Origin of the sequence: Dietzia sp. CH92, from assembly GCF_032248695.1 — a bacterium.
Classification (GTDB): domain Bacteria; phylum Actinomycetota; class Actinomycetes; order Mycobacteriales; family Mycobacteriaceae; genus Dietzia.
The window spans coordinates 378,912-403,067 of the sequence record NZ_JAVHXC010000004.1; the positions used below are offsets into that span (position 1 = coordinate 378,912).

The window sequence follows — 24,156 nt, forward strand, 5'->3', positions numbered from 1 at the left end:
CCGCCCCTCGCCCCGACCTCCGGCCGGGGCGAGGGGCGGGAGTCCCGAAGTGTCGGAATCGGATACTGCTCGACGCGAGCACAGTACGGCGACCGATTACCATTCCGTACTAGTCTCGTCCATAACTTCATCCGTCTCCGAGAGGACCGTGCTGTGTCGATGAGGTACGTGCGTCGCACTCAGCGAGTCTTCTGGGGCAGAGGGTCGCTGAGCCGACTCGGCCGAGAATTGGACCGGCTCGAGGCCGCTCGTGTCATGGTCATCACCGGTCGCACGCTGGGCGAGAACCGGGACGTACGAACCCTGGTGCACTCGGCGACGCGAACGACCGCTAACTCCACGCGAATCACGGAGTTCTTTCCGGGCGCAACTCCCCAGAGCCCGGTTACCGCCGTGGAGGCTACGGTGGATGCGATCGAGGAGTTCTCTCCAGATGCCTTGATCGCCCTGGGCGGAGGTTCAGCCCTCGTCACCACCCGCGCCGCCTCGATCCTCCACGGCGAGAAGCAAGCATCCGGAACAGCTAATCTCGAGGACCTGTGCACTCGACGCAGCCCGGAAGGTACTTTCGTCAGCCCGCGGCTGAGGGCACCCAAGACGCCGGTCATAGCCCTGCCGACCAGTCCCACGACCGCGGTGAGCACAGCCGGCTGTGCGCTGACCACCGATGAGGGCGGCGCCAGGCTGGCCATCTATGATCCCGCTGCCAGGGCTCAGGCTATCGTTCTGGAGCCGAGGTTGCTGATAACGGCACCGACATCAGTCACCGTCTCCTCCAGTCTGAATGCGATCGCCATGGCGGTCGAGGGCATCCTCTCCCGCTCTGCGACCTTCTTCACCGACAGTCAACTCGGCCACGCCCTGGGAACGCTGCTGGACATCCTCCCTGACGTGCCGTCGAGCGGAGGCACACCCGAGCAGGTGCTTCACTTGGCCCTGGCTGCGACCAGCGTCGGCGACGCCGCCGAAACCTCGGGCGCGGGTCTCTCCGCCGCCATCTCCCACACCCTCGCCCACCGAATCCGCGCGAGCAACGGCGTGATCGACTCGCTGATCCTCCCCCACGTCCTCGACTACCTGGACCCGGTCAGCGACGATCGCAAGGACGTGCTGGCGCGCTCGCTGAACTGTCCCACCGGAGACATTCGCCAACGCCTGGACTCATTCTTCTGCCGCCTCGGTCTCCCGAGAAGGCTGCGAGATCTGCATCTCCCCGAATCGGCGCTCGGGGACGCAGCGCGGGATGCCATGACAGACTTCGCGGTCACGTCGAGCCCTCGGACGATTACCCAGGCTGATGCCCTCGACGTACTGCGGGCTGCCTGGTAAGCGGGAGAGCGCGGGGACCTCCACTCCAGCCCCCTCGCCTGGTGGGCAACGGGCGCATCCACGCCGGAACGCGTAGGCCCCGCTGAAAGTTGTTGGCGCCTCAGGCGCCAACGACCCTCAGCGAGGTCCCGCCCCACAGCGCTCGAGCGGCGGTCTATAGGTGGTGAGATGCTACCTACGTCGTGCGCTCCTACTTGGTGACGATGAGCGCATCGCCGGCCACGACGCGATCAGGGGAGACGAAGACCGGGTTGATGTCGAGCTCCGACAGCTGGTCTCCGAGAGATACCACCATGTCGCTCGTGGCCACGAGCAACTTCTTCAGCGCCTCGAGATCCGCCGGCTTCTTCCCGCGGGCACCCGCGAGGATCGGCCACGTCTTGAGTGAACGGACCATTCGCTCGGCAATCTCCGGGTCGACCGGGGGCAAGGACAGCGCCGCGTCCTTCATCACCTCGACGTAGATGCCGCCTGCGCCGACCATGATGACCGGGCCCAGATCGGGATCGACGATAGCGCCCACGATCAGCTCGGTCGCGCCCGTGATCTGCTCACACACCAGGACCGAGTCGAACGACTGGCCGGGGTACGCCTCAGCAGCCCGTGCCAGGATCCCCCGGCGCGCTTCGATGAGCTCCGCACCGGTGCGAATCCCGACGACGACGCCGCCGATTTCCGACTTGTGAGCCACATGCGGGGACTCCAGCTTGAGAACTACCGGGTACCCCAGTTCATTCGCCGCCGCGAGGGCCTCATCCTCAGACGAAGCCTGGATATCTCGCGTCACGGCGATACCGTTGGCACGGAGGAAGGCCTTCGACTCGACCTCCGACCACGCTCCCCCACGAGCGGACGTCTGAGTCACTGACACGCCTCGCGACTCGATGATCGCCGCGACCCGCTCCAGCTTCTGCTGCCGATCGGTCCCGTACGAGATGGCGTGATGGAGCGCCTCCACCCCCACCGATCCGTGAAGATAGGTCACCGGGTGCTTCGCCCTGACCTCCCGACCGAGCGGGGTCACCGTCCGGTCGATGGGGCTGGCCAGCAGAGCGTAGACGCCGCGCTTCCGCAGGTCGTCGGCTACAGAGTTGAAGTGCGTGATCACCTTGACCGCACGTTCACCTTGAACATCGACCGAGCGCAACTCTTCCGCCATGAGGATCAATACATCGAAGTCGTCCCGTTTGGTCAGTGCGGAGGTGACTGCGACCAACTCTCCGCCACCAGTCGCGGTCATGTCGAGGGGATTGAGGACACGGTCCTCAGTGGTGCGGATGATCTCCGCCAGCTCGGTACGGGTCTCCGGGCGATAGTCCGTGAACTCGATGGACGTGCCGTCCGCGAGATCCGCGAAGTACTCCCCGGCTCCTCCGGAGGTTCCGGCGAAGACAGTTCGACCGCCCTCCGGCCACCCCTGACGATCGAGCAGCCCCGCCGTCTCCACCAGACGATCGATGTCGGAGACCACGATCACCCCGAGCTCGCGCAGGTACGCCTCGACCACTGCAGCATCTCCGGTAACCGCCCCGGTGTGCGATGCCGCGACCTTGCTGGCGGCTTCGGACGTACCCAGCTTGAGGAGCACGATCGGCTTGCCGAGTTCCAGGGCCCTGTGTGCGACCCGCTCGAAGCGTCGGGGGTCGGGAATCTGCTCCAACGCTCCGCCGATGACCGACGTGCCCTCGTCCTCGAGGAAGAACTCGAAGTAGTCGTTTGCATCGGTGACCAGCTCATTGCCCGACGACACCGAATAACGCAGCCCGATATCCCGCTGCTCAGCGGAACTGCAGGCCGACTGGTTGAGCTGACCAGACTGGAACACCATACTGATACGCCCCGGCTTGGTCGGCATACTCTCCAGATAGTTCCGGGACAGCACTATCGACGCTTCAAAGTTGACAAACCCGTAGCAGTTGGGACCCGTCGCCTCGATTCCATACCTGCGAGCGACGGTGAGCACCTGGTCCGCTAGCTTGCTCCCCTCCGCGCCCTCCTCGTTGAAACCGGACGCAACGATGGTGGCACCGCGCACCCCTGCCCGACCGCAATCCTCCAGGACAGCTGGCACCAGCGCGGCTCTCACAACGATCAGTGCGTGATCCACCGGCTCCGGGATGGCCTCGACTGACGCATACGCCTTCTGCCCGTACACCTGGTCCCGACGCGGGTTCACCATGTGCAACCGGCCAGGATAATTCCATTTGGTCAAGTTGCTGAAGAACGATGTGGCCCACATCGAATCCTCGCTGGCTCCGACCAATGCGATGGACGTCGGATTGAGCAGGGCACGGACTGTATCGGCGCTCATCGAAGCGTTCCCGCCGCTTCGACCGCGCCAACCTCGCAACGATCCGGGAAAGGGGTCTGACCGCACAGGTCGGCCAGCCCGCTATTCGCAATGTCTTCGATGTAACCCACGGCGTTGAAATCCATTCTGACGCAACGGAGCGTCGTGAAGCTGCAGGGAGGGGGACGACCCTCTCCATTACGGTCGAAATCCGTCCGTAATGCAACTCTGCACTAGATCCCGCCGCATGTCTAGGCCCGCCGGCCCCGGCGGAAGGCTCGACGCCGCCCCCACCCTGCAGGACCGCCACGGACGACCGGGCACCTTCATTGGCCCGCCGACAGCCGGGCCGGCCAGCCCGAAGCGCGCCGCGGGACCCCTCGGCGTCACCGACAGGTGACCCCACGACGGGCGGGCCACCACCCCACAATCAGATATCGGTCGGCTGGAACCGGGATAGAACCGGTGGTTCCGCGAACAGCGCGACGAACTCCTCCGACCGACCGGGGCCCCGGCGCCACTCCCGATAGACCTGCTCCGAGGCCTCGTCTCGCCACGTCGCGACTACGCGGTAGCGGTTGCCATCCTCAGCGCCCACCAGGACCTGAACAGACTCGCACCCCTCGAAGCTCCGAGTCCCCTCAAGGAAGTCGGCCAGAACGGTGGGCGCCGCCTCGGCAGCCTCGGCACCGACGACGAGGTCGACATATGCAATGACAGTCACGCCTTATCCTTTCGTTGAAGTTCTGCGAGACTGTGCCACAGATCGCAGTATTGCGTACAGTTTCAGTATCAAATGAGGTGCCCAGCCGCCCGTCGACGCGCACGGCTGCAAGTCACGGATAAGAAGGCGACAAGAAGCGAGACATGAACAGCGACGCCGAGCTCGACGGAACGCGATCGGACCACTCAATCCAACCGCCCGCCACAACGCCTGCTCGACCGAGGGGGCGTCGCCGCAGCCCCGACATCGAACCGAAGGTGATCCAGGCGGCAATCGACCTGTACGCGCGGGAGGGATGGCGCGGCTTCACCTTCGACGCGGTGGCCCGGGAGGCCGGGGTTGGCAAACCGGCGATCTACCGACGATGGGAAAGCCCCGCTCACCTCCTGGTCTCGGCATGCGAAACCCTGAGAACGCCCCGAGCGAGAGCATGCGGCTCATTCGAAGCCGACCTCCGGGATTACGCTCTGCAATTCCTCCAGTACTACTCCTCGCCGGGCCAGGCCCTGCTGGTCCGCCAACTGGAGCTGGATCGCCGGAAGGACCCCGACCTCGCAGCGGTGTTCAATCGGCAGTTCCTGCACCCGCGGCAGGACTCGGCGAGAGACCTCGCTCATCGCGCGGTCTCAAACGGCGACATCAGCGACGTACGCGATGCACACGCGGCCGTAGAGCTACTACTGGGCGCGATCGCTGCGCACTGGACCTATGCGAACGACGCACATCGCGACCGGCTTCACGCCGATTTCCCGGCCCATGTCGACCGACTCCTCCGGATTATCACCTCGGGCACCAACTAGTACAGCCCCGTTGGGAGCCCCGCGCAGCCCACACCACCAACCGGCATCGCACCGCGCCTGAGCTGCAATTGTTATCGGATACTCCGCCGGGACCCCACCCGGCACGGAGGGCATCGCACGCCACCGCGCCGGGACGCGGACAGCTCCGAAGCCATTTCGAACCGCGTCCGTACGTATATGCGCTATCGTGGATGACGTCGAGAGGCTCGGCCCCCGGTCGACCCGGCTGACAGCCGGTCATCAAGGGCCCTACCGGCCCCGATATCCCGACTCCCGCAGTTGAGCCACGTCGTGAGCCACTCAGCCGAGAGGAACAATGTGAACACCCCCGCCTATTCGTACATCGAGTACGAAACGATCGACGACAACAGCATCGCGATCATCTCGTTGAACCGCCCCCGCCAGCGAAATGCACAGAACCGAGGTCTCCTGGAAGAGCTGGGCCGAGCGTTCGAGATCGCCGAGCTCGACGACGACGTCAGGGTCGTGATCCTCCGCGCGAACGGCCCCTCCTTCTCCGCGGGCCACGACCTGGGCTCGGCTGATGCACGTCGTGAGCGAACCGAAGGCCCGGACCAGCTCGAATCGTTCCGGAACAACGGCGGCACCAAGCTCGGAGCAGAAAAATTCTGGAGGCAGGAATGGCACCACTACTTCCAGAACACACGGCGGTGGCGAGATCTACGCAAGATCACCATCGCGTCGGTGCAGGGGCCCGTCTATTCCGCCGGACTCATGCTCATGTGGGCCTGCGATCTCATCGTCTCTGACACGACCGCCTCCTTCGCCGATGTCGTTGGTGCCCGCCTCGGTATGTGCGGCGTCGAGTACTTCGCCCACCCGTGGGAACTAGGGCCGCGCCGCGCCAAGGAGCTACTCCTGACCGGGGACGCCATCGACGCCGACGAGGCCCACCGCATCGGCATGGTCAGCAAGGTCTTCCCCGAGGGCCGGCTCGAAGAGGACACCATCGAATTCGCACGCCGCATCGCCGCGAGGCCCAGCGCTGCCGCCCTCATGATCAAGGAAGCCGTCAACCAGACGCAGGACAACCAGGGGTTCTTCAACGCCCTCAATGCCGCATTCACCCTCCATGAGTTGAACCACGCTCATTGGGGGCTGGTATCCGGCGGGGAGGTCTTCATGGACCCCTCCGCCCCGTGGAAGGACGCGCCCCCGGTACGCATCGCAGAGAAGGACAAGCCGTGACGTCGACCCGTTCAGAGATTGTGGAGACCCCCTCGGAGTACCGAGATCGGCTCACCAGGTGGCTAGAGGCCAACCTCGCCGGCCGCACTTCTCGGGTCCTCGACGAGGCCGAGAAGCGTGAGATCGCCCAGCAGATGTACGACGAAGGCCTCACCGCACTCACCTGGCCTGAGCAGTACGGGGGACGGGGTCTTCCCGGCGATTTCCAGACGGTCTACAACGAAGCAGTGGCCCAGTACGACTGGGCCATGCTCGCTACGACAGTCACCATCGGCATCTGCGGCGCGACGCTTTCCGACTTCGGGACCGAGGAACAAAAGCTCAGGCACTTGCCGCGGATGCTCCGCGGCGACGAACGCTGGACACAGCTCCTCTCCGAACCCGGTGCGGGCTCGGACCTGGCCAGCGTGTCGACCCGCGCGGTTCGCGAAGGCGATCGGTGGATCGTCAATGGCCAGAAGGTGTGGACGTCCAGTGCGGTCGAATCGCACTACGCCCTGGCCCTGGTCCGGACCGATCCGACGGCGCCTGCCCGCAGGGGCGTGAGCATGATGATCGTTGACCTCTCCGCACCCGGCGTCGAGATTCGCCCCCTCCGGGAGATGACTGGTCGTGCCGCCTTCAACGAGGTGTTCCTCAACGACGTCTCCCTCGCCGGCGACAGCATCCTGGGAAGCCCCGGAGAAGGCTGGCCCATCCTTCTGCGCATGCTCACTCATGAGCGTCTTGCGCTGAGCGCCGGCACCACAGGCCGCCGCATGGACCTCGAGGCGTTCCCCCGACTTCTCGAGCTGGCCAAGGCTCGTGGCAACGTGAACTCGGGGGAGGTTCGCGGGCTTCTGAGTGAGGTCTTCATTCAACAGAAGCTGTTGGACCTACTCGGCTCTCGGATGCGCACTGCGTCGGAATTCGGACTGTCGATGGGGCCGGTGGGTTCGATCGGAAAGGTCGGCGCCGCCAAGGCTGCCCGACTCGTTGCCGAAGCGGGAATCGCGATCGGTGGGAACGACACCCAAGCCTGGGCCGCTGATGACGAGACCAGCGCCGAGCTCGCGCGGACCCTCCTCCACTTCCCGTCGGCCGGGATTGCTGGGGGAACTACCGAGATACAGAAGAACACCATTGCCGAACGGCTACTCGGCCTTCCCAGGGAGCCCCTTCCGCAATCCCCGACCACGCCGCCGGTCAAGTGACACGGCAGGAGGACTGAGCACATGTTTATCCCCGATACACCGAACGAAGATCTGAGCCAGCTGCGCGAGTTGGTCGCCGATTTCCTGGCGAGGAAGTTCCCCACCGTGGATTCCGGACCGCCTCCGGAGGACGGGCACACCTACGACAGAGCCCTGTGGACCGCCTTCGGCGGCGAGCTGGGCCTGGCAGGCCTCGGCATCGACGAGGAGCTGGGCGGCTCCGGCGGTGGGATCGAAGAGATTGTCGTGGTCCTCGAAGAACTCGGACGCGCTCTCGCTCCCACCCCGTATTTCGGAACGGTTGGGCTGGCCTCAACGCTACTCCTCCAGCTACCCCCGTCCGCCGAGCGAGATGACCTGCTGCGACACATCGCATCAGGAGACACCACGGCCACCGTCGCCTACTGCGGTGGTGAAGGTGCCTGGGACCTCTCTGACGTTCCCGCCGACGCGAGCAACGATGACGGCGCGTGGCGGATCACCGGCAAGCGGTCGTTTGTCATCGATGGGCCAACTGCAGACGTCGTCTTGGTTCCCGCTCGGACTGAAGCCGGACTAGCCGTCTTCTCCGTACCCGGCATCGATCCGTCCGTGACTCGCACAGAACTCAGGACCCTGGATCTGACCCGGCCGCAGGCTCACATCGAGTTCGACTCCGCTCCTGCCCAGATCCTCGGCGCCGAGGGCGCTGCGGAGAAGCCTCTCGAGCGAGCACTACGCCTTGCGCTTCTGGCCCAGAGTGCAGAGCAGGTCGGCGCGGCTGAGTACATCCTCAGCTCGACGCTCGAGTACGCGAAGTACAGGTACCAGTTCGGTCGCTCGATCGGCAGCTTCCAGGCCATCAAGCACAAGCTCGCAGACCTTGTGTTCGACCTCGAGCGTATGAAATCTGCCGAGACGAAACTGGTCGAGCTCGCCGCCTCGCACTCGCCCGACTTTCCGATGATGGCCCACCTGGCCAAGGCGTTCTGCTCCGAGGCGTTCTTCCGCATCGCGGCCGAGAGCGTACAGATTTTCGGCGGTATCGGCTTCACCTGGGAGCATTCAGCCCACCTCTACTTCCGGCGCGCGAAGAGTACCGAACTCTTACTCGGAACACCCACACACCACCGTGAGGCAATGCTGCTCCAACTTGGCGCCTAGCCCCCCTCGAAGAGGTCGCTCTTGAGCACGCCACTGAGCGCACCGCGCATAAAGGGCGGCTCTGTGTGGCGGTCTCATAGTGGATCTACGAAAAAGTTCCGGGCTGGCCGCTCCGGTCGGCCTCACCCTGATCGGAGGAAAGACAGTGGACATAGATCTCAGCGGGAAGGTTGCGCTAGTTACCGGTAGCGGGTCGGGTATCGGTGCCGCCTGCGCAGAAGAACTAGCGTCGATGGGGGCCGTCGTCTTCCTAGCCGACATCCGGCACAACTCCGAACTCGACGCTCCCACCGACGCCCTACGGCTGACAGTAGACGTGTCAGATCCCGCCCAGGCGGACAAGTTGGTTTCCGAGATCGTCAGCGCCCACGGCCACCTCGACATCGCCGTGAACTGCGCAGGGATCGGAATGCCCAGCAAGGCCCCCACCGCCGAGATCGACCCTGAGGGCTGGCGCAGGATCATGGCGGTCAACCTTGACGGCGCGTTCTATTGCATGCGCGCCGAGCTCGGCGCCATGAAGTCTGGAGGGAGCATCATCAACATCGGCTCCATCATGGGATTGGTGGCGACGGCCGGCTCGAGCCCTTACATCTCGTCGAAGCATGGCTTGATCGGCCTGACGAAAGCCGCAGCTCTGGATTACGCTCCGGCCGGCATTCGGGTGAACGCCGTCGCACCGGGCTACATCGACACTCCGCTACTCCGGGATCCGGATTCTGAAACGCGCCAAAGACTCATGGATGCCCACCCTCTCGGCCGACTCGGAACGGCCCAGGAGGTTGCAGCCGTGGTCGGCTTCCTCGCCTCGCCGGCGGCCTCGTTCGTCACCGGAACGGTAGTAACCGTAGACGGGGGTTATGTTGCACGCTGAGAAGCCATACACACTCCCACGATTCCCGTGAAGCGACTGCGCTTGGGCGCTTGACATCCCCGCAAGAGCCGCTCGCAGCAAGCGAGCCTGGAGTCGACCCAGTCGACCCCAGGCTCGCACGCAGCACCCCCTCAGCTGCGCGGACAGCACCCTTCGAACGACGCTTGCAGCCCGAGGGCTCATGCGCGGCCGCCATCAGCCACTCGCGCTCGGTAACCTCCGCAGCGCTACCGCGCTCCCAACTCGGTCCTTCCGAGTCCGGAAGGGCCACCTGATCCCGGCAGAGGCGGGAATTGGTGAAAGACGGACGCTGTCATCTCTCGAATCTATCTCCACAACACCGCTTGCCCCCGCACATCTGCTGGGCGATGTCCGGTTCCGTTGTTCGTGAACCGCCCTGCACTCGAATCCGTGGCGATGATGTCCCTCGGCGAGGTCATCTGACCCGGGCCTACACTGGCCCCCACCATCTGAGACACGCCCGGATCGACTGCCTGGTTATGGCACTAGGACGATCCGCCCCGTCACTGAGCCATCTTTCAACCGCATGACCGCCTCTGATACAGCATCAAGAGGCAAAACCTCTGTTTCCACATGAAGAGATCCCGATTTGGCGAGAGACACCACGGAGTTCAACTCGGGCAGCGTTCCCCAAAAGGGGAACGTCACCTGGACACCCTTCGTCTGCCCAGGCGACTTTGCCATAACCAGGCTTCCTCCTGCGCTACCTACCACGGAGAGCTCACCGCCGGGGGCGAGCACGGCAAGCGCCAATGCCATAGTTTCGGGAGCGCCGACGAAGTCGAGAACCACATCGCATCGTCGACGACCGAGGAGTCTCGTCAACTCCTTCTCCAAACCGGGCCCAGCCGGTACAGCCTCACTGGCTCCACCCCTCACGGCCAGATCCAGAGCCTCCTGCCTGAGATCCACTGCAATGACATTCGCGTCTGAAGTAGCAGTCAAAACCTGTACCGCCAGGTGTCCGAGACCACCCACCCCGATCACCACCGTCACCGCCCCGCCGGCCTTGAGGCGAGAGCTCCGCGATATCGCATGGAACGGAGTCAGCCCAGCATCGGTCAGAGGTGCAGCAGCAACCGCGCTCATGTCACCGATCGGAACCAGGTGGCGAAAATCCGGAACCAGAACAAACTCCGCCATCCCGCCGTCGGCTCCGATACCCAGAGCAAGAGAGTCACCGGCTACTACCATCGGACAATAGTTGGCCGAGCCGCTATCACAGGTGGCACACTTACCGCACCCCAGTGGGGCATAGACCGCCACCCGATCTCCCACCGCTAGTCCTTTCACGTCGTCGCCGCACGATTCGACTCTCCCGGCGATCTCATGCCCCAGAGTGAAAGGCCTATGATCCGGCCTGCTGAACCCAGTCTCGATCAGGTGGATATCGGAGTGACAAAGCCCGGCTGCTTCAACACGAAGCAGGACCGCCTTGCCCCGCGCGGAGGGAACGGCGACCTCGCGGAGTGACGCCTGCCCGTCCGGTCCGAGCTGGAACGCTCTCATGGTAGCCACGAAATCTCGATCTCCGATTTCGTACCGGTAGCAACAGCCCACTCATTCATCGACAACTCCGTAAACCGCTGCGGCAAACTTCTGTGAGCTTCGGTGAGATCATCTCGTAACGCCGCCGTCAGGAGATCTCGAGTGCGTACACGGGCGGCATCCGTAATAGTCAGAAGACCGACACGGTCCTGCGCTCGAACACAGTCGACCATAGCGGCATGGCTCTCAATTATCTCCCGCACATATTCCGGCTTGGACAACAACACCGAGCGGTACGGCATCGACACCCGCCATAACCGGGAAGCCTCGCGGTAGAAGGCCTTTAACGGCGACCACGAGTAGAGGGTGAATCTGAACTCCTCGTTCCCCTCGTTCATTCCCTCTATGTCGTGCTTCTCTGATGCGCACACTGACTTTCTATGAGCTTCGACTAGACGCCCGAACTCTTCTTCATCTGGCCACTCCACGGTTTTGAGCAGCATCGAGTCGAGGTAGGTACGGATCGCGTACAACTCCTCTAACTCGGAACGCTCCAGCCTGGATATGTACCACCCCTGATTCGGCGTGTGCCGCAACACCCCTTCGGTGGTGAGCGAGTGGAGAGCCTCTCTCAGGGGCGTGCGGCTCACTCCGAATCGACGACACAGATCCACCTGGTCCAACCGCTCGCCCGGAACCAATTCACCGGCCCGGATGAGGCGGTAGAGCTCGGTAGCGATCGAATCACGGTTACTGGACGTTTTCGAGGCCATGCCGTTCCTTCTCTGCTCGGACCAGGATTAGGACTGCCCAGTCCCGATTAGCGTAGTACACTTATCGGCCGCGCCACTCGGGCTTCCGCTTCTCTGCAAAAGCCCGGGGCCCCTCCTTGGCATCTTCGCTGGAGTAAATCGGAACAAATATCGCGTCCGCGGCTTCCTCTGCGGCCGTGACACCCATTTCCTGACCCAGATACGCCATCTGGATATGACCCTTGATAGTCAGTGGCGCGTTCTCGACGAGAACTCCCGCCAGCTCGGTAGTCGCCTCGACCAGCTGATCCGCTGGTGCCAGACGGTTCACGAACCCGAGTTCGTGCATTCGCGCGGCCCCTATCGGCTGGGCGGTTAACAGGAGCTCGAGCATGATCCGTTGGGGAAGCTGACGGAACGCAGGGATGGACCACGGAGCGCCTCGACTCCACTTCGCTTCCGTGATCGCGAAAGACGCTGACTCGGACGCTACGCAAAGGTCGCACATCTGAGCGAGTAGAAAGCCCCCGGCGTAAGCGAATCCATTCACCGCCGCAATAGTCGGCTTGGTCACATGGATATTCCTGCGAAGCCGTGGAGCAAAATCGGCGGCCGGGACGCCGAGGGAGTTTCCACTCATCTCCTTGAGATCGCCGCCGGCTGAGAATGCTCGGTCGCCGGCGCCGGTCAACACGATGACCCGGACGCGTTCGTCCTCTTCGGCCTTCTTGAACGATTCGAACAACCCCGACCGAACAGCGAGGTTCATCGCGTTACGCTGCTCGGGCCGGTTGATGGTGATCCAAGCCACCCGGTCACGGACCTCATAGATGACTGGCTCGCTCATCGCGCGCCCCCGTTCTCGATAGCTCCTACAATCTCCGATGGGATTTCGACGATTCTGGATCCGAGGTATTCGCCGAGGCCCTTTGCCTGGTTGTCTAGCCGGGTACACGCGCCCACACCATCTTCGAGGTACCCGTACACGACGAAGTTCATCGCCTGGAGGTTCGGGTATACGTGGCGCACCACCCGTAGACCTTCGAGCTCCTGTAGCAGGGACGTCAGCTCGTCCACCGTGAGGTAGTTGACCAACCACTCGAACTGCTCCGTCGTCCGCGCCCACACACCGAGGTTAGCCAGACCGGCCTTGTCGCCGGAGCGGGTGCCGTAGACGTCGCCGAATGCGACGTTGACCGTCTTCTGGGACCAGTCGCGGTCCGCGATATCGGCGTCCGTGGAACTGAGGGCGGCTCCATCGGCGCGCGCGCCGCCAGTTGCGGCCGTCCACTCCACTTCGATCGGGTCCAGACCCGAGATGAGCACCCGCGGGTGCAGCACAGACTTCGGAACCAGACATGGCCACTGCACACCGGCCAGCTTCTCCCGCTGAGGGGGAACCGCGAAGAACAGCCCCGGCTCGTTGTTGGTTCCCAGCTGAACGATCGGGTCGGCAAAGTTGCGACGGCCGACCTTGGCCGGGTCGCGATCGAGGACGCTGACAAATACCAACGCAGTTGATTGCTCGAGGTTGCCGTCTGACACTGACTCCGGACCCACCACCGTGTAGCGGAAGCGGTCGAAGCTGCTCTCGTCCCCCACCGCGCGCCGGATCTGCCGCTTGAGCCACGCCAGCTTCTCCTGCATGTGCCGCCCGGTCATGCCGATGATCGCGCTGTTCTTCCATCCGCCCTCGTAGGTGAGTGACAGCTTGGTCGCATCGGATGGCTGCGTCCCTGTCGCACCGTAGATCCTCACCGCATCCGGCCCGGCCTGCTCGACCTGCACAGTGTCGAGCCGGGCCACGACGTCCGGGTTGTGGTACTCCGGCCCGCCGACCTCGTACATCATCTGAGCGCGAACGGTGTCTACGGTGACGACGCCTCCGGTCCCCGTCGCCTTGGTGATGACGCACGAGCCGTCTGCGGCGATCTCGGCGATGGGCATACCCGGCAGCCCCAAGTCCTCGTGCTCCGTGAAGAACGAATAGTTTCCACCCGTGACCTGTCCGCCACACTCGATTGCGTGGCCCGCCCATAGCGCCCCGGCAAGGTAATCGAAGTCATTAGCATTCCAACCGAAATGCCAGGCCGCGGGAGCCATGATCAACGACGCGTCGGTCACACGGGGGGTGATGACGATATCCGCTCCGGATTCCAGCGCTGCCACGATCGGCCATGCCCCCAGGTAGGCGTTCGCGGTCAGGATGGGCTGAGCATCCAGATCCGGAACCTCGCCGGTATCAAGGTTGCGGAGTTCTTCACCGTGCGCCAAAAGGTCCGGAATCTTGTCGATCACGTCATCGCCGTCAATCGCAGCAACCGTGAGCTTCACACCGAACTCGGCTGCAGCCGAGCGGATTGCCTCCGCGCAACCGACCGGATCCAGGCCCCCGGCGTTGGTGATGACCTTCACGCCCTTCTCTGCGATCTCAGCCAGGAAGGGACGGATCTGGCGCACGAACCCCTCGGCATATCCGTTACCACCGCGGCTCCTGTTCTTATGGAGCACCAGCATTGTGAGTTCCGCAAGGTAATCGCCGGTCAGAATATCGACGTCACTGTCGAGCAACTCCCGAAAAGTCTCGGCGCGGTCGCCGTAATATGCCGAAAATTGGCCAACCCGCAACGTACTCGTGTCTGTTTTGAGCATCTGTCATCCTCCGTTTGTCGGTCAGGGCTAACTGATAGCGCCGGCCGCTTGCAGTTCTTGAAACTGCGACGCGTCAACCAGGTTGAACATATCGATCAAGACTTCTTTGTTGTCGGCACCTAACAGCGGTGTCTGCCGCGGCGCCGCAAACGAGGCGCCGTTCATCTTCCACGGAAGCACGAAGAGTTTTTGATTCCCGAGGAATGGGTGATCGTATTCACGCCAGAGTCCCCGCGCTCTCGCCCATTCACTCTCAATCATCGCTTCCACCCCCAGTACCGCCGACGCAGCGAGTCCCCGGGACCTGAGTGTTGTCTCGACCTCGTCCTTCGGGCTACTCCGGACCCACTCGATCAGACGAGACTCGAGATCGCCGGCATGGGCTCCCTCTGCTCCAACGATTGCCGCCAGACGAGCGCGCTCGGAATTGGTTCGCACCGCGATCGCCACCCAGTCGTCATCGCCTCTACAGCGATACACTCCGTGTGGCTCAAAGCTGGAGTGCGAGTTCGCCGGCGCCGGGACTTCACGCCCGGTCGCCGCAATCGCGAACGGTACTCGCATCACTGAAGTCAGCGCTTCGGTCTGTGCGAGGTCCAACCAGGCACCGTGACCTGTCCGGGACCGGTAATGGAGGCCAGCGAGCAGGAGAGCCAAGGCGTGGTCTGCTCCATTCGGATCACCGAGGGACGGATTGAAGTTTCCGATCGGGTCGTCGTTCGAATAGCCGGTAATCGCATCCAGGCCAGCCAAGCCGGACATGACCGGAGCGTATCCGCCCAATCCGCTCATCGGCCCGAACTGCCCCATCATCGACATCGAGACCATGACGATCGAAGGGTTGGCCCTCGACAGTTCGTCGTATCCGAGACCGCGTCGATCAAGCGCCCCCGGCCGCATGTTCTCGATGACCACATCGCACTCGACCGCGAGCTTCCGCACCAGGTCCGCTCCCTCCGGACTGGCGATATTGATGGTGACGCTCCGCTTACCCCTGTTCATCTGGTTGAAGTAAGGGCTCAATTCATGGTCGGGCCCCGGCAGCGGTTTCCCGTTTTCGCGAGCTGCGCCCCGAAGCCGCGCGGAGTCGGGTCGCGACGTCGATTCAACCTTGATCACTTCGGCGCCGAGGTCGGCCAGCGCCGCGGTGACCATAGGCCCCGCCCAGACCCATGTCAGGTCTAGGATACGTAGCCCCGCCAGCGGTTTCTCTGCGCTCGGCGACAGGCTCCACGCCCGGCCGGCCGCCCCTGAGTTAACCGACTCGAACACTCGCCATGACCTGTCCGGGATGGAACGCCGGCCATGCTGGTCCTCGACGAAAAGCCCGTGCTCGACGAACTGGGGGTACGACAACGCCTGATCGGGCCTGAGGACCACGGCGTGAGGGAGCTTCACCTTCTCGGCGATCTCCGCGATCTCCGCCGAGGTGTGCCGGGAAGTCCAAGCTGAGACATAGCTATCGGCTTCGTCCGCGTGATCGCGAGCTACGATGCGGGCATCCTGAAACTCAGGTCTCTGTGACCACGGAGGGTTACCCATCGCCTGCCGCAACGCGTCCCACTCATGGGGCGATCGGCAGACGAGGGTGATGAACCCGTCGCTCGTGGGGAACATGGCGGATGGGTAGAAGCCTCCCGACTCCGTCGCCCGAGCGCCATCTCGCATCCACGGTCGTTCATACCTCAGGAAGTTGGATGTGATCTGGCCCGTGTGGTATGCCATGGCGTCGGCCGACGAGATATCCCACTGAAGTGGCTCCCCGTATCCGTGGTCTCGCATCACGATCGACAGCGCGGCCGATCCGGCTGCCTGCGTCCCCGCGAAATAGTCCGCGAGATCGTACGGCTCGGCAAGCGGCTCCTTCCCGGGGTGCCCCTGGGCCCACATCATTCCGCTCATCGCGTTGGCGGTGAGCGGCGTGGACGCCGCACTCTCAGTCTCGGTCGAGGGTCTGAAAGTCGAGAGATCGATCACTGGCAGTGAAGCAGAAGCGCGGTTGCGCAGTAGTTTTGCGAACTCGGTCCATGTGCCGTCGAACGGGTCGTCGTGTAGGCAATCCAGTACGAGCACGTCAGCCGAACCGAGAATCTCGTCGAGGTTCGACGCGCTCTTATCGACGCTTTCCTTCCCGGCGTTGAGCGCGAAGAGCACTTCTTCCGAAAGTTCCGGCGGACAGTCCACTGCAAGAGGTGTGTCGATACGCACCACGGTCGCGCCCATGAGCATGAGCAGGCGCGAACAGTAGGCGCCGGATACACGCGTGGAGAGCTCGACGACCTTGACGTCGGAGAGAAGGCACTTGGAGTCCAGGGGAGTCAATTTATCCATGGCTGATCTCAGTAACTCCGCGGCAGGCCCAGGGCCGTTTCGGCGATCGAGTTCAGCACCATCTGGTTGTTGATCGGCGCGATCCGCTGAAGACGTGACTCGATCCAGTGGCGACCGACGTGGTACTCGCGAGCGAATGAGTATCCACCGAATGTCTGCATCGCAGCGTCAGTGGCCGCGAACTCGGCTTCCGTTGCGAGGTACTTCACCCCGTTCGCGAGCGTCCCGATAGCCCTACCGCCCTTCTCCTCGTATTCCGCCAACGCTCGAGAAAGGACCTCCGACGCGGCCAAGAGTTCGAGGTAAGCCTTCGACAACGGATGCTGAACCGACTGGTGGCGCCCGATCTGGTGGCCGAAGACCACCCGCTCCTTGCCGTACTCGACTGCCGCCTGAACGGCCCATCGCCCGATCCCGATCGCTCCTGCTGACAGCAGCAACCGTTCGCCGTTCAGACTGTAGAGAAGGTGGTAAAACCCCTGGCCGACCGAACCCACGACATCAGAATCCGGAACGAAGACGTCCGTGAAGACCACCTCGCAACTCGCCACCGCATGGCGTCCGATTTTTCTGATCGGACGGATCTCCACGTCATCCTGCTTGAGATCGATCAGCAACAGGGTCAGGCCTTCACCCTTCTTCCCTCCGGGCTCAGGAGTCCCGGTACGGACCAAGGTGAGGACCTTGTCTCCCCGCAGCGCCCCGCTGTTCCAGACTTTCTGACCGTTTACCTTCCAACCCCCGTCAACCTTCGTCGCCCGCGTCGAGATGGAGGTCGTGTCCGTCCCCGCGTCCGGCTCTGTGACCCCGAAGGTGACGTAAAGCTCGCCGTTCGCAATCTTCGAAAGAAGATCTTTCTTCTGCTCCTCCGTGCCGAACTTGAGCAAGGTCGGGACCGTCAGGAGGGGGATGTGGACACTGCTATTGGCATTCAACGCCCCGCCGCCGGCGGCGACTTCCTCGAGTATCGCGGCCATCTGCGTCATGGTCCCCCCAGAGCCCCCGTACTCCTCGGGGATGAGCACCGACAAGAAGCCGGCCTGCGCGAACGCCTGGTAGAACTCCTCGGGGAACCTGCTCTCGCTGTCGCAATCGTCCCAGTACTCCAGCGGAAACTGGGAACACAGTGACCGCACCGCGTCCCGGAGATCTTGCTGTTCGGCATGGCTTGGGAAAGTTATGGTCGATCGGTTCACCGCTGATGCTCGATTCCTCGTTGGGCGTGGTCGGCCAGATCGAAACCTTGCTGACAGACCGAATGTGAGACATGGCTGACGGGGAGGCGGCCGCCCGAATCCAGTCGCGCGTCCGCGTCATCCAATTGTGTATACATGATTGTATACATCTTCGGGCCGGCTGGCCACCGCTCTCGCATCGCGTCTACTTGATAGCTATCGGTGTCACCGGAGAGCCGACGGCACCGGTGACGGAGAGAGGTTGCGCCGTCAAGAAGAACTCGTAGACGCCGTCCCTTGCGCAGTCCTCGGCGAGTGACTCCATGTCCCACATCTCGCCGAAGTAGATGCCGGCGTTCATCAGCATCACCACGTGAAGAGGGGCGATCATTTTGCTGGTCTCGTACGGACGCACTTCCACCCCCCAGGTGTCGGTGGCCACCGCAGTCACCTCCCGGGGGCAGAAGAACGATGCCGCGCTTACCCCCAGTCCCGGTGCCGACCCACCCGCATAGTCACCCCATGAACCGGAACGACGGACGTCGGCAAGGTGTCCGGTTCGAACCAAAACGAAGTCAGCCCGGCCGACCTCCACCTCTTGCGCTGACGCGCAGGCCTGCAACAGATCTGCTTGGATGCACTCCCCCGGCGCAAGCGAGTCTCGTCCGAGGAATCGAGGGATATCGAGCAGAACGCCCCTGCCAGTGGCCCGTCCTACAAAATTCGTGATGCTATTGAACTGAGCGCCTCCCCGGCTCGTCACAGAGTCGACGCCTCGGCCGTTGTGCGTTTCCCCGTCGAAAAATGCGTGGCAGAGTCCGTCCCACTGCGTGGCACACTGCAACGGCATATAGACAGCATCATCAGTAAAGCCCTGACGCGGGTAACCCGGTACCGGGTCAGATGCGCCGACGAGCGTCACTCGTTGCGGGTTGACCCGACCCGTACCCTGCTGCGGGCCCGACGCCCCGAGGGGCAGCGCCAGAGCAAAAGAGTCTCCTCGGCGGATCAGTCCCGCTGCCGCCGCGATCGTCTTCGAGGTGACGAAATTCGCTGATCCCAGCTCATCGTCGGCGCCCCACTTGCCCCAGGTGCGGTATTTCCGAGCCAGCTCTTCAATTTCCTCGATCGAAATCTCACGTCTACCGAGATCGAAACCTGTCATCTGAACTCCTTCTAGCGAAATATCGGATTACTCGGCCACCGGTTGAGCTCCCGCGGATGCTCGCTACCCACCGATCACCGACCGTGGCTCGAGAAGCTCGAAGAAATACGGGTCGAACCTGACGAATCGCCAGCCCGCTATCCCCGCCGGCCAGACGGGCGGCCACCTACTTAACCCGCCTGCGATACCCCGGGCAGCCATAGCGCCAAGTCCGGCACAAAGATCATGAGCACCAGGACCAAAAGGCAACCGATGATGAACGGTACGACTCCCTTGAAGGCGTCCGAGAGCGACATTTTGACCCCCATCCCCTTCGTGGATGCCTCCGCTACCGAGTGGACCACGAAAGTCAATATTCCGAGCGGCGGGGTCACCATCCCGATTTCAGCCAGAATCACTAGGAATACGCCAAACCAGATCAGGTCCACGTCCAGCGCCACCAAAGGAGCCATGAACACCGGAATGGTCAACAACATCATGGCCAGAGTGTCTAAGAACAGGCCGAGAAAGAGATAGATCCCGATCAGGACGAAGAGGAATCCCACCTTCGACAAACCCAGATCCACCACCGTGTCGGCCACCCACTGCGCAACGCCACTCAGCGTCATCAATCGCGTGAGAACGTGCACCCCGACCAGGAGCATGAACACCGCCGACACCGCCGCCACGGTGTCCATGAAGGTGCTCGACAAGTACGTAGCTACAGACCGTCCGGCAGTAGGCGCGGCGGGGTCGTTCTTTCGGTCTCGGTTTGCCCGGCCAATTACCGTGGCCAGGCCCATCAGCAGAACAACGAACGCTCCGTACGCCCCGGCTTCCGTGGCCGTGAAGACGCCGGCGTAGATACCGCCGAGCACGACGATCATGATGACCAGCACAGGAAGGAGATGGGCGAGCGACGCGACGCGTTCCTTCCAGGGGTAGGACCGGCCCCGAGGAGCGCTTTCGGGCCACAGCACCGCCCAGCCGATGATCACGGCTGCAAACACGAGCGTGAGCAGGAGACCCGGAACCATGCCGGCTAGCAATTGAGGACCGACCGGGGTCTCAGCCACGCCCGCATAGATGACCAGCATGAGGCTGGGGGGGATGATCTGCCCGAGCGCGCCGACCATCGCCGTGGAACCCATTACCAGGCCCGGCTTGTATCCGGATCGGATCATCTCCGGGATAGCCGACCGGCCGACTGCATACACGATCCCCACCGTGCTGCCACTAGTGGCGGCCATGCCCGCACCGGCGAAGTTGGTCGAGACTGCCAAACCACCGGGGAGCCATCCGACCAGCTTCCGAGCGCTGTCGTAGGCGTTGGCCATGATTCCGCTTTTCCCCAGTGCAACACCCATGAGCACAAACATCGGCACCACGCTCAGGGACCATGACGCAAAAGTGTCGTAGACCACTTCGCTGAGAATTCCGCCCACTGCACCCGGGCTCGACAGCACCAGTAGCCCCAACGACCCCACGCTTAGCATGACGATTCCGATGGGCACCTTGAGCATCATCAGCGCTATCATCAGCGCGAGGGCCACCACCCCGACCAGCAGTCGATCCATCGGGGTCGAGAGCAGCGCCACTGTCAGGATCGCGGAGGCAATCGCCGCGACCAGGAGCGCGACGGAAAATCTACCTTCTCGCCTGGCCGACGCATCTTTCGACGAGTCCTGGCCGACAGTCCCGGGTTCCCTATTGAGCGTTGTCATCGCATTCACCTTTTTCAGCCGTCCTGAGCCGTATTTCGGGGATGTGCGGATTGCCCGCTCACCTGGGGGAGTTCTCCGGAAATCTCGAGTCCGAGTTCGAAGTTTTCCGGCGGAGTGGCCGTCATGGTCCAGCCCCTCCAGATCTCAACCACGGTCTGAAGAAGGAGAACAACCAGCCCGACTACCAAGACCCACCGGACCGGCCAGATGTTCAGCCACGCGGTACCGACTGCGCTCTCGCCCAGGTGTGTAGATTCGTTGGCCCGCTCGGCGGAGAACCAGATCAGCACGACGACCGCGACAACAGTCACGATCAGGCTGCACACTTCCACGATTCGTTGGGCCCGCAGGCCGGCCGAGACAGTCAGAAGTGAGACCCGAATGTGTTCGCCCCTGTGGAGCGCATATCCCAGCCCGAGGGAGACCAACACCGGCATCCACGCATATTGGGTGAGGTCGAGCGTCCCCTCGATGGGCGTGCCCGCGAGAAACCTGAGAGCAACATCCAGGACGACATTGAGCATGAGGCCCACGGCGGTCAGACCTCCGATCGCGGCTGCCGACATACTCAACCGGTCAATGCCCCGCACCCACAGAGGGTCGGGCCTATCAGGTCCTGCGCTGACCGTCTTACTTTCCTGTGCCATTAGGCCTCTTTCCGTTGTGACGAATGGGCGAATGCGGTCCTTCAATCGCTGACGCGCTGGACGCCCTTCAGCCATGGAAAAACTACTGCTGTCGCACCGGCTCGACGAACGCCGAGACCGCTTGTTCGAAGGCGCCCCAATCAACGCCTTCCGACCCCATCTCGAGAGCCTTTACTATGTCTTCGGTTTTCGCGCTGTTAGCGGGCTTCAAACCGACGCGGGCCCGCCAGAGATCGTCCCATTCCGCGGCCAGATCCCGGAACCGGTCGACCACTGCGTCCGGATCTTCGATACTGGGCGGGTAAGCAGCGATGGCCGCTTCACCCTGGGCTTGTCGATTTTCGCGGAGCGTGTTATCGAGTTCCTCATCGGAATGGATTGCGACCTTTTGCGACTTGGCCTGCGCGATGAGATCCGCATGAGCGTCCATGGTCTCTTTTGCATAAGTGGTCAGAGCCGAGACGGTCGATTCTCGAAGTATCTGCTTCGCCTCGTCAGTAAGCCCGTCCCACGTTGTCTTGTTTATCGATATCGCCGACCCCGAGGATGAGGTGCCGTCAGTCAAGAGGAGATTCTTTGCAACCTCGAGCAGCCCCTGCGTCAGTATCGAACTGGCGGGCTGGTAGGCGCAATCGATCACCTCCCGCTGCAGAGCTTCATACGTTTCCGGTGCCGGTATGAAACTCGGCACCATTCCCAGGTTCTTCACCTCGGTGGTGAACGGCTCACCGCCTACCCGGACAGACCGGCCCGCCAGATCCTCCGGCTTGTTGACGGCGTCTACACACAGCATGAGGTACGGCCCGAAGTCAAGAGACCACAGGGGGACGACATTCTGACTCTCCATGTCCTCTCGGACTATCTCGTCCTCGATCAGGAACCGGGTCTTCAATGTCTGGGAGATGGTGACCTGGGGAAATCCCCAGTCCGTCTGGGACGGCACCCACTGATCGATCCATGCCGCATCAGGCAATTTGTCGGGAGCGTAACTCGACACCGCAACGCCGATATCGGCGATGCCGCTGGAGAGCCCTGGTAGCAACTCAGCCGACGGGATCAACGTCGAGTTGTAGTAGTACTCGAAGTCGAGCTTCCCCTTCGACGCGTTTCGCGCAGCTTCGGTGAATGCCCTCACTCCTGCCGGGACGGAAGCGGTCTCCGGGTAGGGGAGGGCCACCTTGAGGACGATGGGGTCAACGTCATCCAGGCTGCCGCCTCCTGTACCACTCGACCCGGCGGAGATGGCGCACCCGCCCAGGACGGTGAGTGCGATCGCGGCGGCAGCACCCCGGCCGACACGTCGCTTGGTTAACTGTGATCTCATCTGGTTCCGCCTTCGACACGTGCGCCCGATCGGGCGCAGCAAACTGGAATGATCGAGTTCCGGTGGCGTCCTGTGCCCGCCACCCTGCAAGCAACTCGCGGCCCTACCCAGGGGGGCCCGCCCCCATCCGATGTGCGGATCGGAACCGCTCCGGCCCTGCGTCGCCCGCCCCGGACGGCCTTCCGGCCTCGCCGGGCACCCGAGTCGGTCCTCACGGCCGACTCAGGTGCTCCCCGGCATGGGCTCAGTTCTGGCGAACAGGCTCAAGCAATGCCGCGACAGCCTGCTCATAGGAGGACCAGTCGACGCCGTCGGGGCCCATGCTCAAACTGTCGATGACGCCAGCAGTGTCCGCGCTGTCTACACGTTCGAGTCCGATGTTCTGATCCCACAACTGCTCCCACTCGCCTGCAATCGCCTGGAAGTCCGCCACGACAGCGGAGGGGTCGGCGACACTGGCCGGGCTGTCGGCGATGGCCGCTTCGCCCTGGGCGGCGCGGTTGTTCCGGAGCAACTCGTCGAGCTCCGCGCTGGATGTGATGGTCACGCCCTCCTCCTGCGCCAACTCGATCATGGCGGCATAGAGCCTGAGGGTCTCCTGCGCGTACGCCGTCAGTGCTGCGACGGTCGCGTCGCGAAGGATCTCCTGCGCCTCGGCGGGCAGGGAATCCCAGGTGTCCTTGTTGATCGAGAGGGCGGCACCCGACGACGCCGACCCATCGGTGAGGATGAGATTCTTAGCCACCCCCATGAGCCCCTGGGTCGCCGCCGCACTCGCATCCTGGTAGGAACAGTCGATAACTCCCCGCTGCAGAGCCTCGTAGGTATCGGTTCCCGGGATGAAGCTCGGAGTCATACCGAGGTTCGTCACCTCGGTGGTGTGGGGCTCCCCGCCCACGCGGACCGACCGTCCAGCGAGGTCCGCAGGAGTCTCGGCCGGCTCGGTGCAGAGCATCACGTACGGACCGAAGTCGACCGACCAGAGCGGCACGGTATTCTCGGACTCCATATCGCTTCGTACGACGTCATTCTCAATGGAGAACCTCGTCTTCATCACGGAGGAGATCGACGCCTTCGGGAATCCCCAGTCGATCTGCGACGGGGCCCATCGGTCAGTCCACGCGGCGTTCGGCAAACTATCGGGCGCGTAGGGCGTGATGGTCATACCGATGTCTGCCACGCCGCTGGAGAGGCCGGGCAGGAGCTCGGCGACCGGGATGAGTGTGCCGCTATGGAAGAACTCGAAGCCGAGCTTTCCATCGGAAGCCTCGGTGGCGTAGTCCGCGAAGGCCTTCATTCCCACCGGAGCGACACTGTTCTCCGGCTGCGGCATGGC

19 protein-coding genes are annotated in these 24,156 nt (G+C 63.1%); 6 read left to right on the forward strand and 13 right to left on the reverse strand.

Going from position 1 to position 24,156, the window contains the following annotated elements:
* Positions 1 to 159 precede the first annotated feature (159 nt).
* Complete coding sequence (locus RWK90_RS11065) at positions 160 to 1,329, forward strand: iron-containing alcohol dehydrogenase family protein (RefSeq protein WP_314037672.1); 1,170 nt, start codon at positions 160 to 162, stop codon at positions 1,327 to 1,329.
* 190 nt (positions 1,330 to 1,519) lie between these two features.
* Here the strand turns inward: RWK90_RS11065 and RWK90_RS11070 are convergent, their stop codons facing one another.
* Both RWK90_RS11070 and RWK90_RS11075 read right to left on the reverse strand, forming a co-directional pair.
* The gene (locus tag RWK90_RS11070; protein WP_314037673.1) at positions 1,520 to 3,640 is read right to left on the reverse strand and encodes an acetate--CoA ligase family protein; all 2,121 of its coding nucleotides are present in this window, start codon (positions 3,638 to 3,640) and stop codon (positions 1,520 to 1,522) included.
* 409 nt (positions 3,641 to 4,049) lie between these two features.
* Entirely contained in the window at positions 4,050 to 4,343 is a 294-nt protein-coding gene (locus RWK90_RS11075; protein WP_314037674.1) for an antibiotic biosynthesis monooxygenase family protein, read from the reverse strand.
* A 143-nt stretch (positions 4,344 to 4,486) separates the two neighbouring features.
* On the opposite strand from RWK90_RS11075, the gene RWK90_RS11080 reads away from it, so the two are divergent.
* The 5 genes from RWK90_RS11080 (at position 4,487) to RWK90_RS11100 (ending at position 9,562) form a co-directional block, all read left to right on the forward strand.
* Complete coding sequence (locus tag RWK90_RS11080; protein ID WP_314037675.1) at positions 4,487 to 5,143, forward strand: TetR/AcrR family transcriptional regulator; 657 nt, start codon at positions 4,487 to 4,489, stop codon at positions 5,141 to 5,143.
* A gap of 318 nt (positions 5,144 to 5,461) precedes the next feature.
* Entirely contained in the window at positions 5,462 to 6,352 is an 891-nt protein-coding gene (locus RWK90_RS11085; RefSeq protein ID WP_314037676.1) for an enoyl-CoA hydratase, read from the forward strand.
* A complete protein-coding gene (locus RWK90_RS11090; RefSeq protein WP_314037677.1) occupies positions 6,349 to 7,545 on the forward strand; it encodes an acyl-CoA dehydrogenase family protein in 1,197 nt (398 codons plus the stop codon). The genes RWK90_RS11085 and RWK90_RS11090 overlap by 4 nt, the downstream gene beginning before the upstream one ends.
* Before the next feature lie 21 nt (positions 7,546 to 7,566).
* Positions 7,567 to 8,688 carry an acyl-CoA dehydrogenase gene (locus RWK90_RS11095; protein WP_314037678.1) on the forward strand — a complete coding sequence of 374 codons (1,122 nt, stop codon included), beginning with the start codon at positions 7,567 to 7,569 and terminating at the stop codon, positions 8,686 to 8,688.
* A gap of 145 nt (positions 8,689 to 8,833) precedes the next feature.
* The gene (locus RWK90_RS11100) at positions 8,834 to 9,562 is read left to right on the forward strand and encodes an SDR family NAD(P)-dependent oxidoreductase (protein WP_314037679.1); all 729 of its coding nucleotides are present in this window, start codon (positions 8,834 to 8,836) and stop codon (positions 9,560 to 9,562) included.
* Between the two features lie 498 nt (positions 9,563 to 10,060).
* On the opposite strand, the gene RWK90_RS11105 is transcribed toward RWK90_RS11100, so the two are convergent.
* The 11 genes from RWK90_RS11105 to dctP (RWK90_RS11155) form a co-directional block, all read right to left on the reverse strand.
* Complete coding sequence (locus RWK90_RS11105; RefSeq protein ID WP_314037680.1) at positions 10,061 to 11,092, reverse strand: NAD(P)-dependent alcohol dehydrogenase; 1,032 nt, start codon at positions 11,090 to 11,092, stop codon at positions 10,061 to 10,063.
* Positions 11,089 to 11,844 (reverse strand): GntR family transcriptional regulator, encoded by a 756-nt coding sequence (locus tag RWK90_RS11110; RefSeq protein ID WP_314037681.1) that lies wholly within the window; start codon positions 11,842 to 11,844, stop codon positions 11,089 to 11,091. The genes RWK90_RS11105 and RWK90_RS11110 overlap by 4 nt, the downstream gene beginning before the upstream one ends.
* Positions 11,845 to 11,905: 61 nt before the next feature.
* The gene (locus RWK90_RS11115) at positions 11,906 to 12,670 is read right to left on the reverse strand and encodes an enoyl-CoA hydratase-related protein (protein WP_314037682.1); all 765 of its coding nucleotides are present in this window, start codon (positions 12,668 to 12,670) and stop codon (positions 11,906 to 11,908) included.
* Positions 12,667 to 14,475 carry an acyclic terpene utilization AtuA family protein gene (locus RWK90_RS11120; protein WP_314037683.1) on the reverse strand — a complete coding sequence of 603 codons (1,809 nt, stop codon included), beginning with the start codon at positions 14,473 to 14,475 and terminating at the stop codon, positions 12,667 to 12,669. Before RWK90_RS11120 ends, RWK90_RS11115 begins: the two co-directional genes overlap by 4 nt.
* A gap of 27 nt (positions 14,476 to 14,502) precedes the next feature.
* On the reverse strand, positions 14,503 to 16,806 hold the full coding sequence (locus RWK90_RS11125; RefSeq protein WP_314037684.1) for a CoA transferase: 2,304 nt from the start codon (positions 16,804 to 16,806) through the stop codon (positions 14,503 to 14,505).
* Positions 16,807 to 16,814: 8 nt separating this feature from the next.
* A complete protein-coding gene (locus tag RWK90_RS11130; protein ID WP_314037685.1) occupies positions 16,815 to 18,002 on the reverse strand; it encodes an acyl-CoA dehydrogenase family protein in 1,188 nt (395 codons plus the stop codon).
* Positions 18,003 to 18,186: 184 nt separating this feature from the next.
* Positions 18,187 to 19,146: a cyclase family protein gene (locus RWK90_RS11135; RefSeq protein ID WP_314037686.1), complete on the reverse strand. Its 960-nt coding sequence runs from the start codon at positions 19,144 to 19,146 to the stop codon at positions 18,187 to 18,189.
* A gap of 170 nt (positions 19,147 to 19,316) precedes the next feature.
* Entirely contained in the window at positions 19,317 to 20,849 is a 1,533-nt protein-coding gene (locus RWK90_RS11140) for a TRAP transporter large permease (RefSeq protein WP_314037687.1), read from the reverse strand.
* Between the two features lie 14 nt (positions 20,850 to 20,863).
* Positions 20,864 to 21,439, reverse strand: a complete 576-nt coding sequence (locus RWK90_RS11145; protein ID WP_314037688.1) for a TRAP transporter small permease — start codon at positions 21,437 to 21,439, stop codon at positions 20,864 to 20,866.
* A gap of 139 nt (positions 21,440 to 21,578) precedes the next feature.
* Positions 21,579 to 22,820 carry a TRAP transporter substrate-binding protein DctP gene (gene dctP, locus RWK90_RS11150; protein WP_314037689.1) on the reverse strand — a complete coding sequence of 414 codons (1,242 nt, stop codon included), beginning with the start codon at positions 22,818 to 22,820 and terminating at the stop codon, positions 21,579 to 21,581.
* A 244-nt stretch (positions 22,821 to 23,064) separates the two neighbouring features.
* Complete coding sequence (dctP, locus tag RWK90_RS11155; protein WP_314037690.1) at positions 23,065 to 24,153, reverse strand: TRAP transporter substrate-binding protein DctP; 1,089 nt, start codon at positions 24,151 to 24,153, stop codon at positions 23,065 to 23,067.
* Positions 24,154 to 24,156: the final 3 nt, after the last annotated feature.

Excerpts from the sequence above, each read along its gene's own strand:
- RWK90_RS11135 (WP_314037686.1), bottom strand. The coding sequence starts at position 19,146 with ATGACAGGTTTCGATCTCGGTAGACGTGAGATTTCGATCGAGGAAATT.
- RWK90_RS11070 (WP_314037673.1), bottom strand. The coding sequence starts at position 3,640 with ATGAGCGCCGATACAGTCCGTGCCCTGCTCAATCCGACGTCCATCGCA.
- dctP (WP_314037690.1), bottom strand. The coding sequence starts at position 24,153 with ATGCCGCAGCCGGAGAACAGTGTCGCTCCGGTGGGAATGAAGGCCTTC.
- RWK90_RS11115 (WP_314037682.1), bottom strand. The coding sequence starts at position 12,670 with ATGAGCGAGCCAGTCATCTATGAGGTCCGTGACCGGGTGGCTTGGATC.
- RWK90_RS11065 (WP_314037672.1), top strand. The coding sequence starts at position 160 with ATGAGGTACGTGCGTCGCACTCAGCGAGTCTTCTGGGGCAGAGGGTCG.
- dctP (WP_314037689.1), bottom strand. The coding sequence starts at position 22,820 with ATGAGATCACAGTTAACCAAGCGACGTGTCGGCCGGGGTGCTGCCGCC.
- RWK90_RS11120 (WP_314037683.1), bottom strand. The coding sequence starts at position 14,475 with ATGCTCAAAACAGACACGAGTACGTTGCGGGTTGGCCAATTTTCGGCA.
- RWK90_RS11110 (WP_314037681.1), bottom strand. The coding sequence starts at position 11,844 with ATGGCCTCGAAAACGTCCAGTAACCGTGATTCGATCGCTACCGAGCTC.
- RWK90_RS11095 (WP_314037678.1), top strand. The coding sequence starts at position 7,567 with ATGTTTATCCCCGATACACCGAACGAAGATCTGAGCCAGCTGCGCGAG.
- RWK90_RS11140 (WP_314037687.1), bottom strand. The coding sequence starts at position 20,849 with ATGACAACGCTCAATAGGGAACCCGGGACTGTCGGCCAGGACTCGTCG.
- RWK90_RS11125 (WP_314037684.1), bottom strand. The coding sequence starts at position 16,806 with ATGGATAAATTGACTCCCCTGGACTCCAAGTGCCTTCTCTCCGACGTC.
- RWK90_RS11105 (WP_314037680.1), bottom strand. The coding sequence starts at position 11,092 with ATGAGAGCGTTCCAGCTCGGACCGGACGGGCAGGCGTCACTCCGCGAG.
- RWK90_RS11080 (WP_314037675.1), top strand. The coding sequence starts at position 4,487 with ATGAACAGCGACGCCGAGCTCGACGGAACGCGATCGGACCACTCAATC.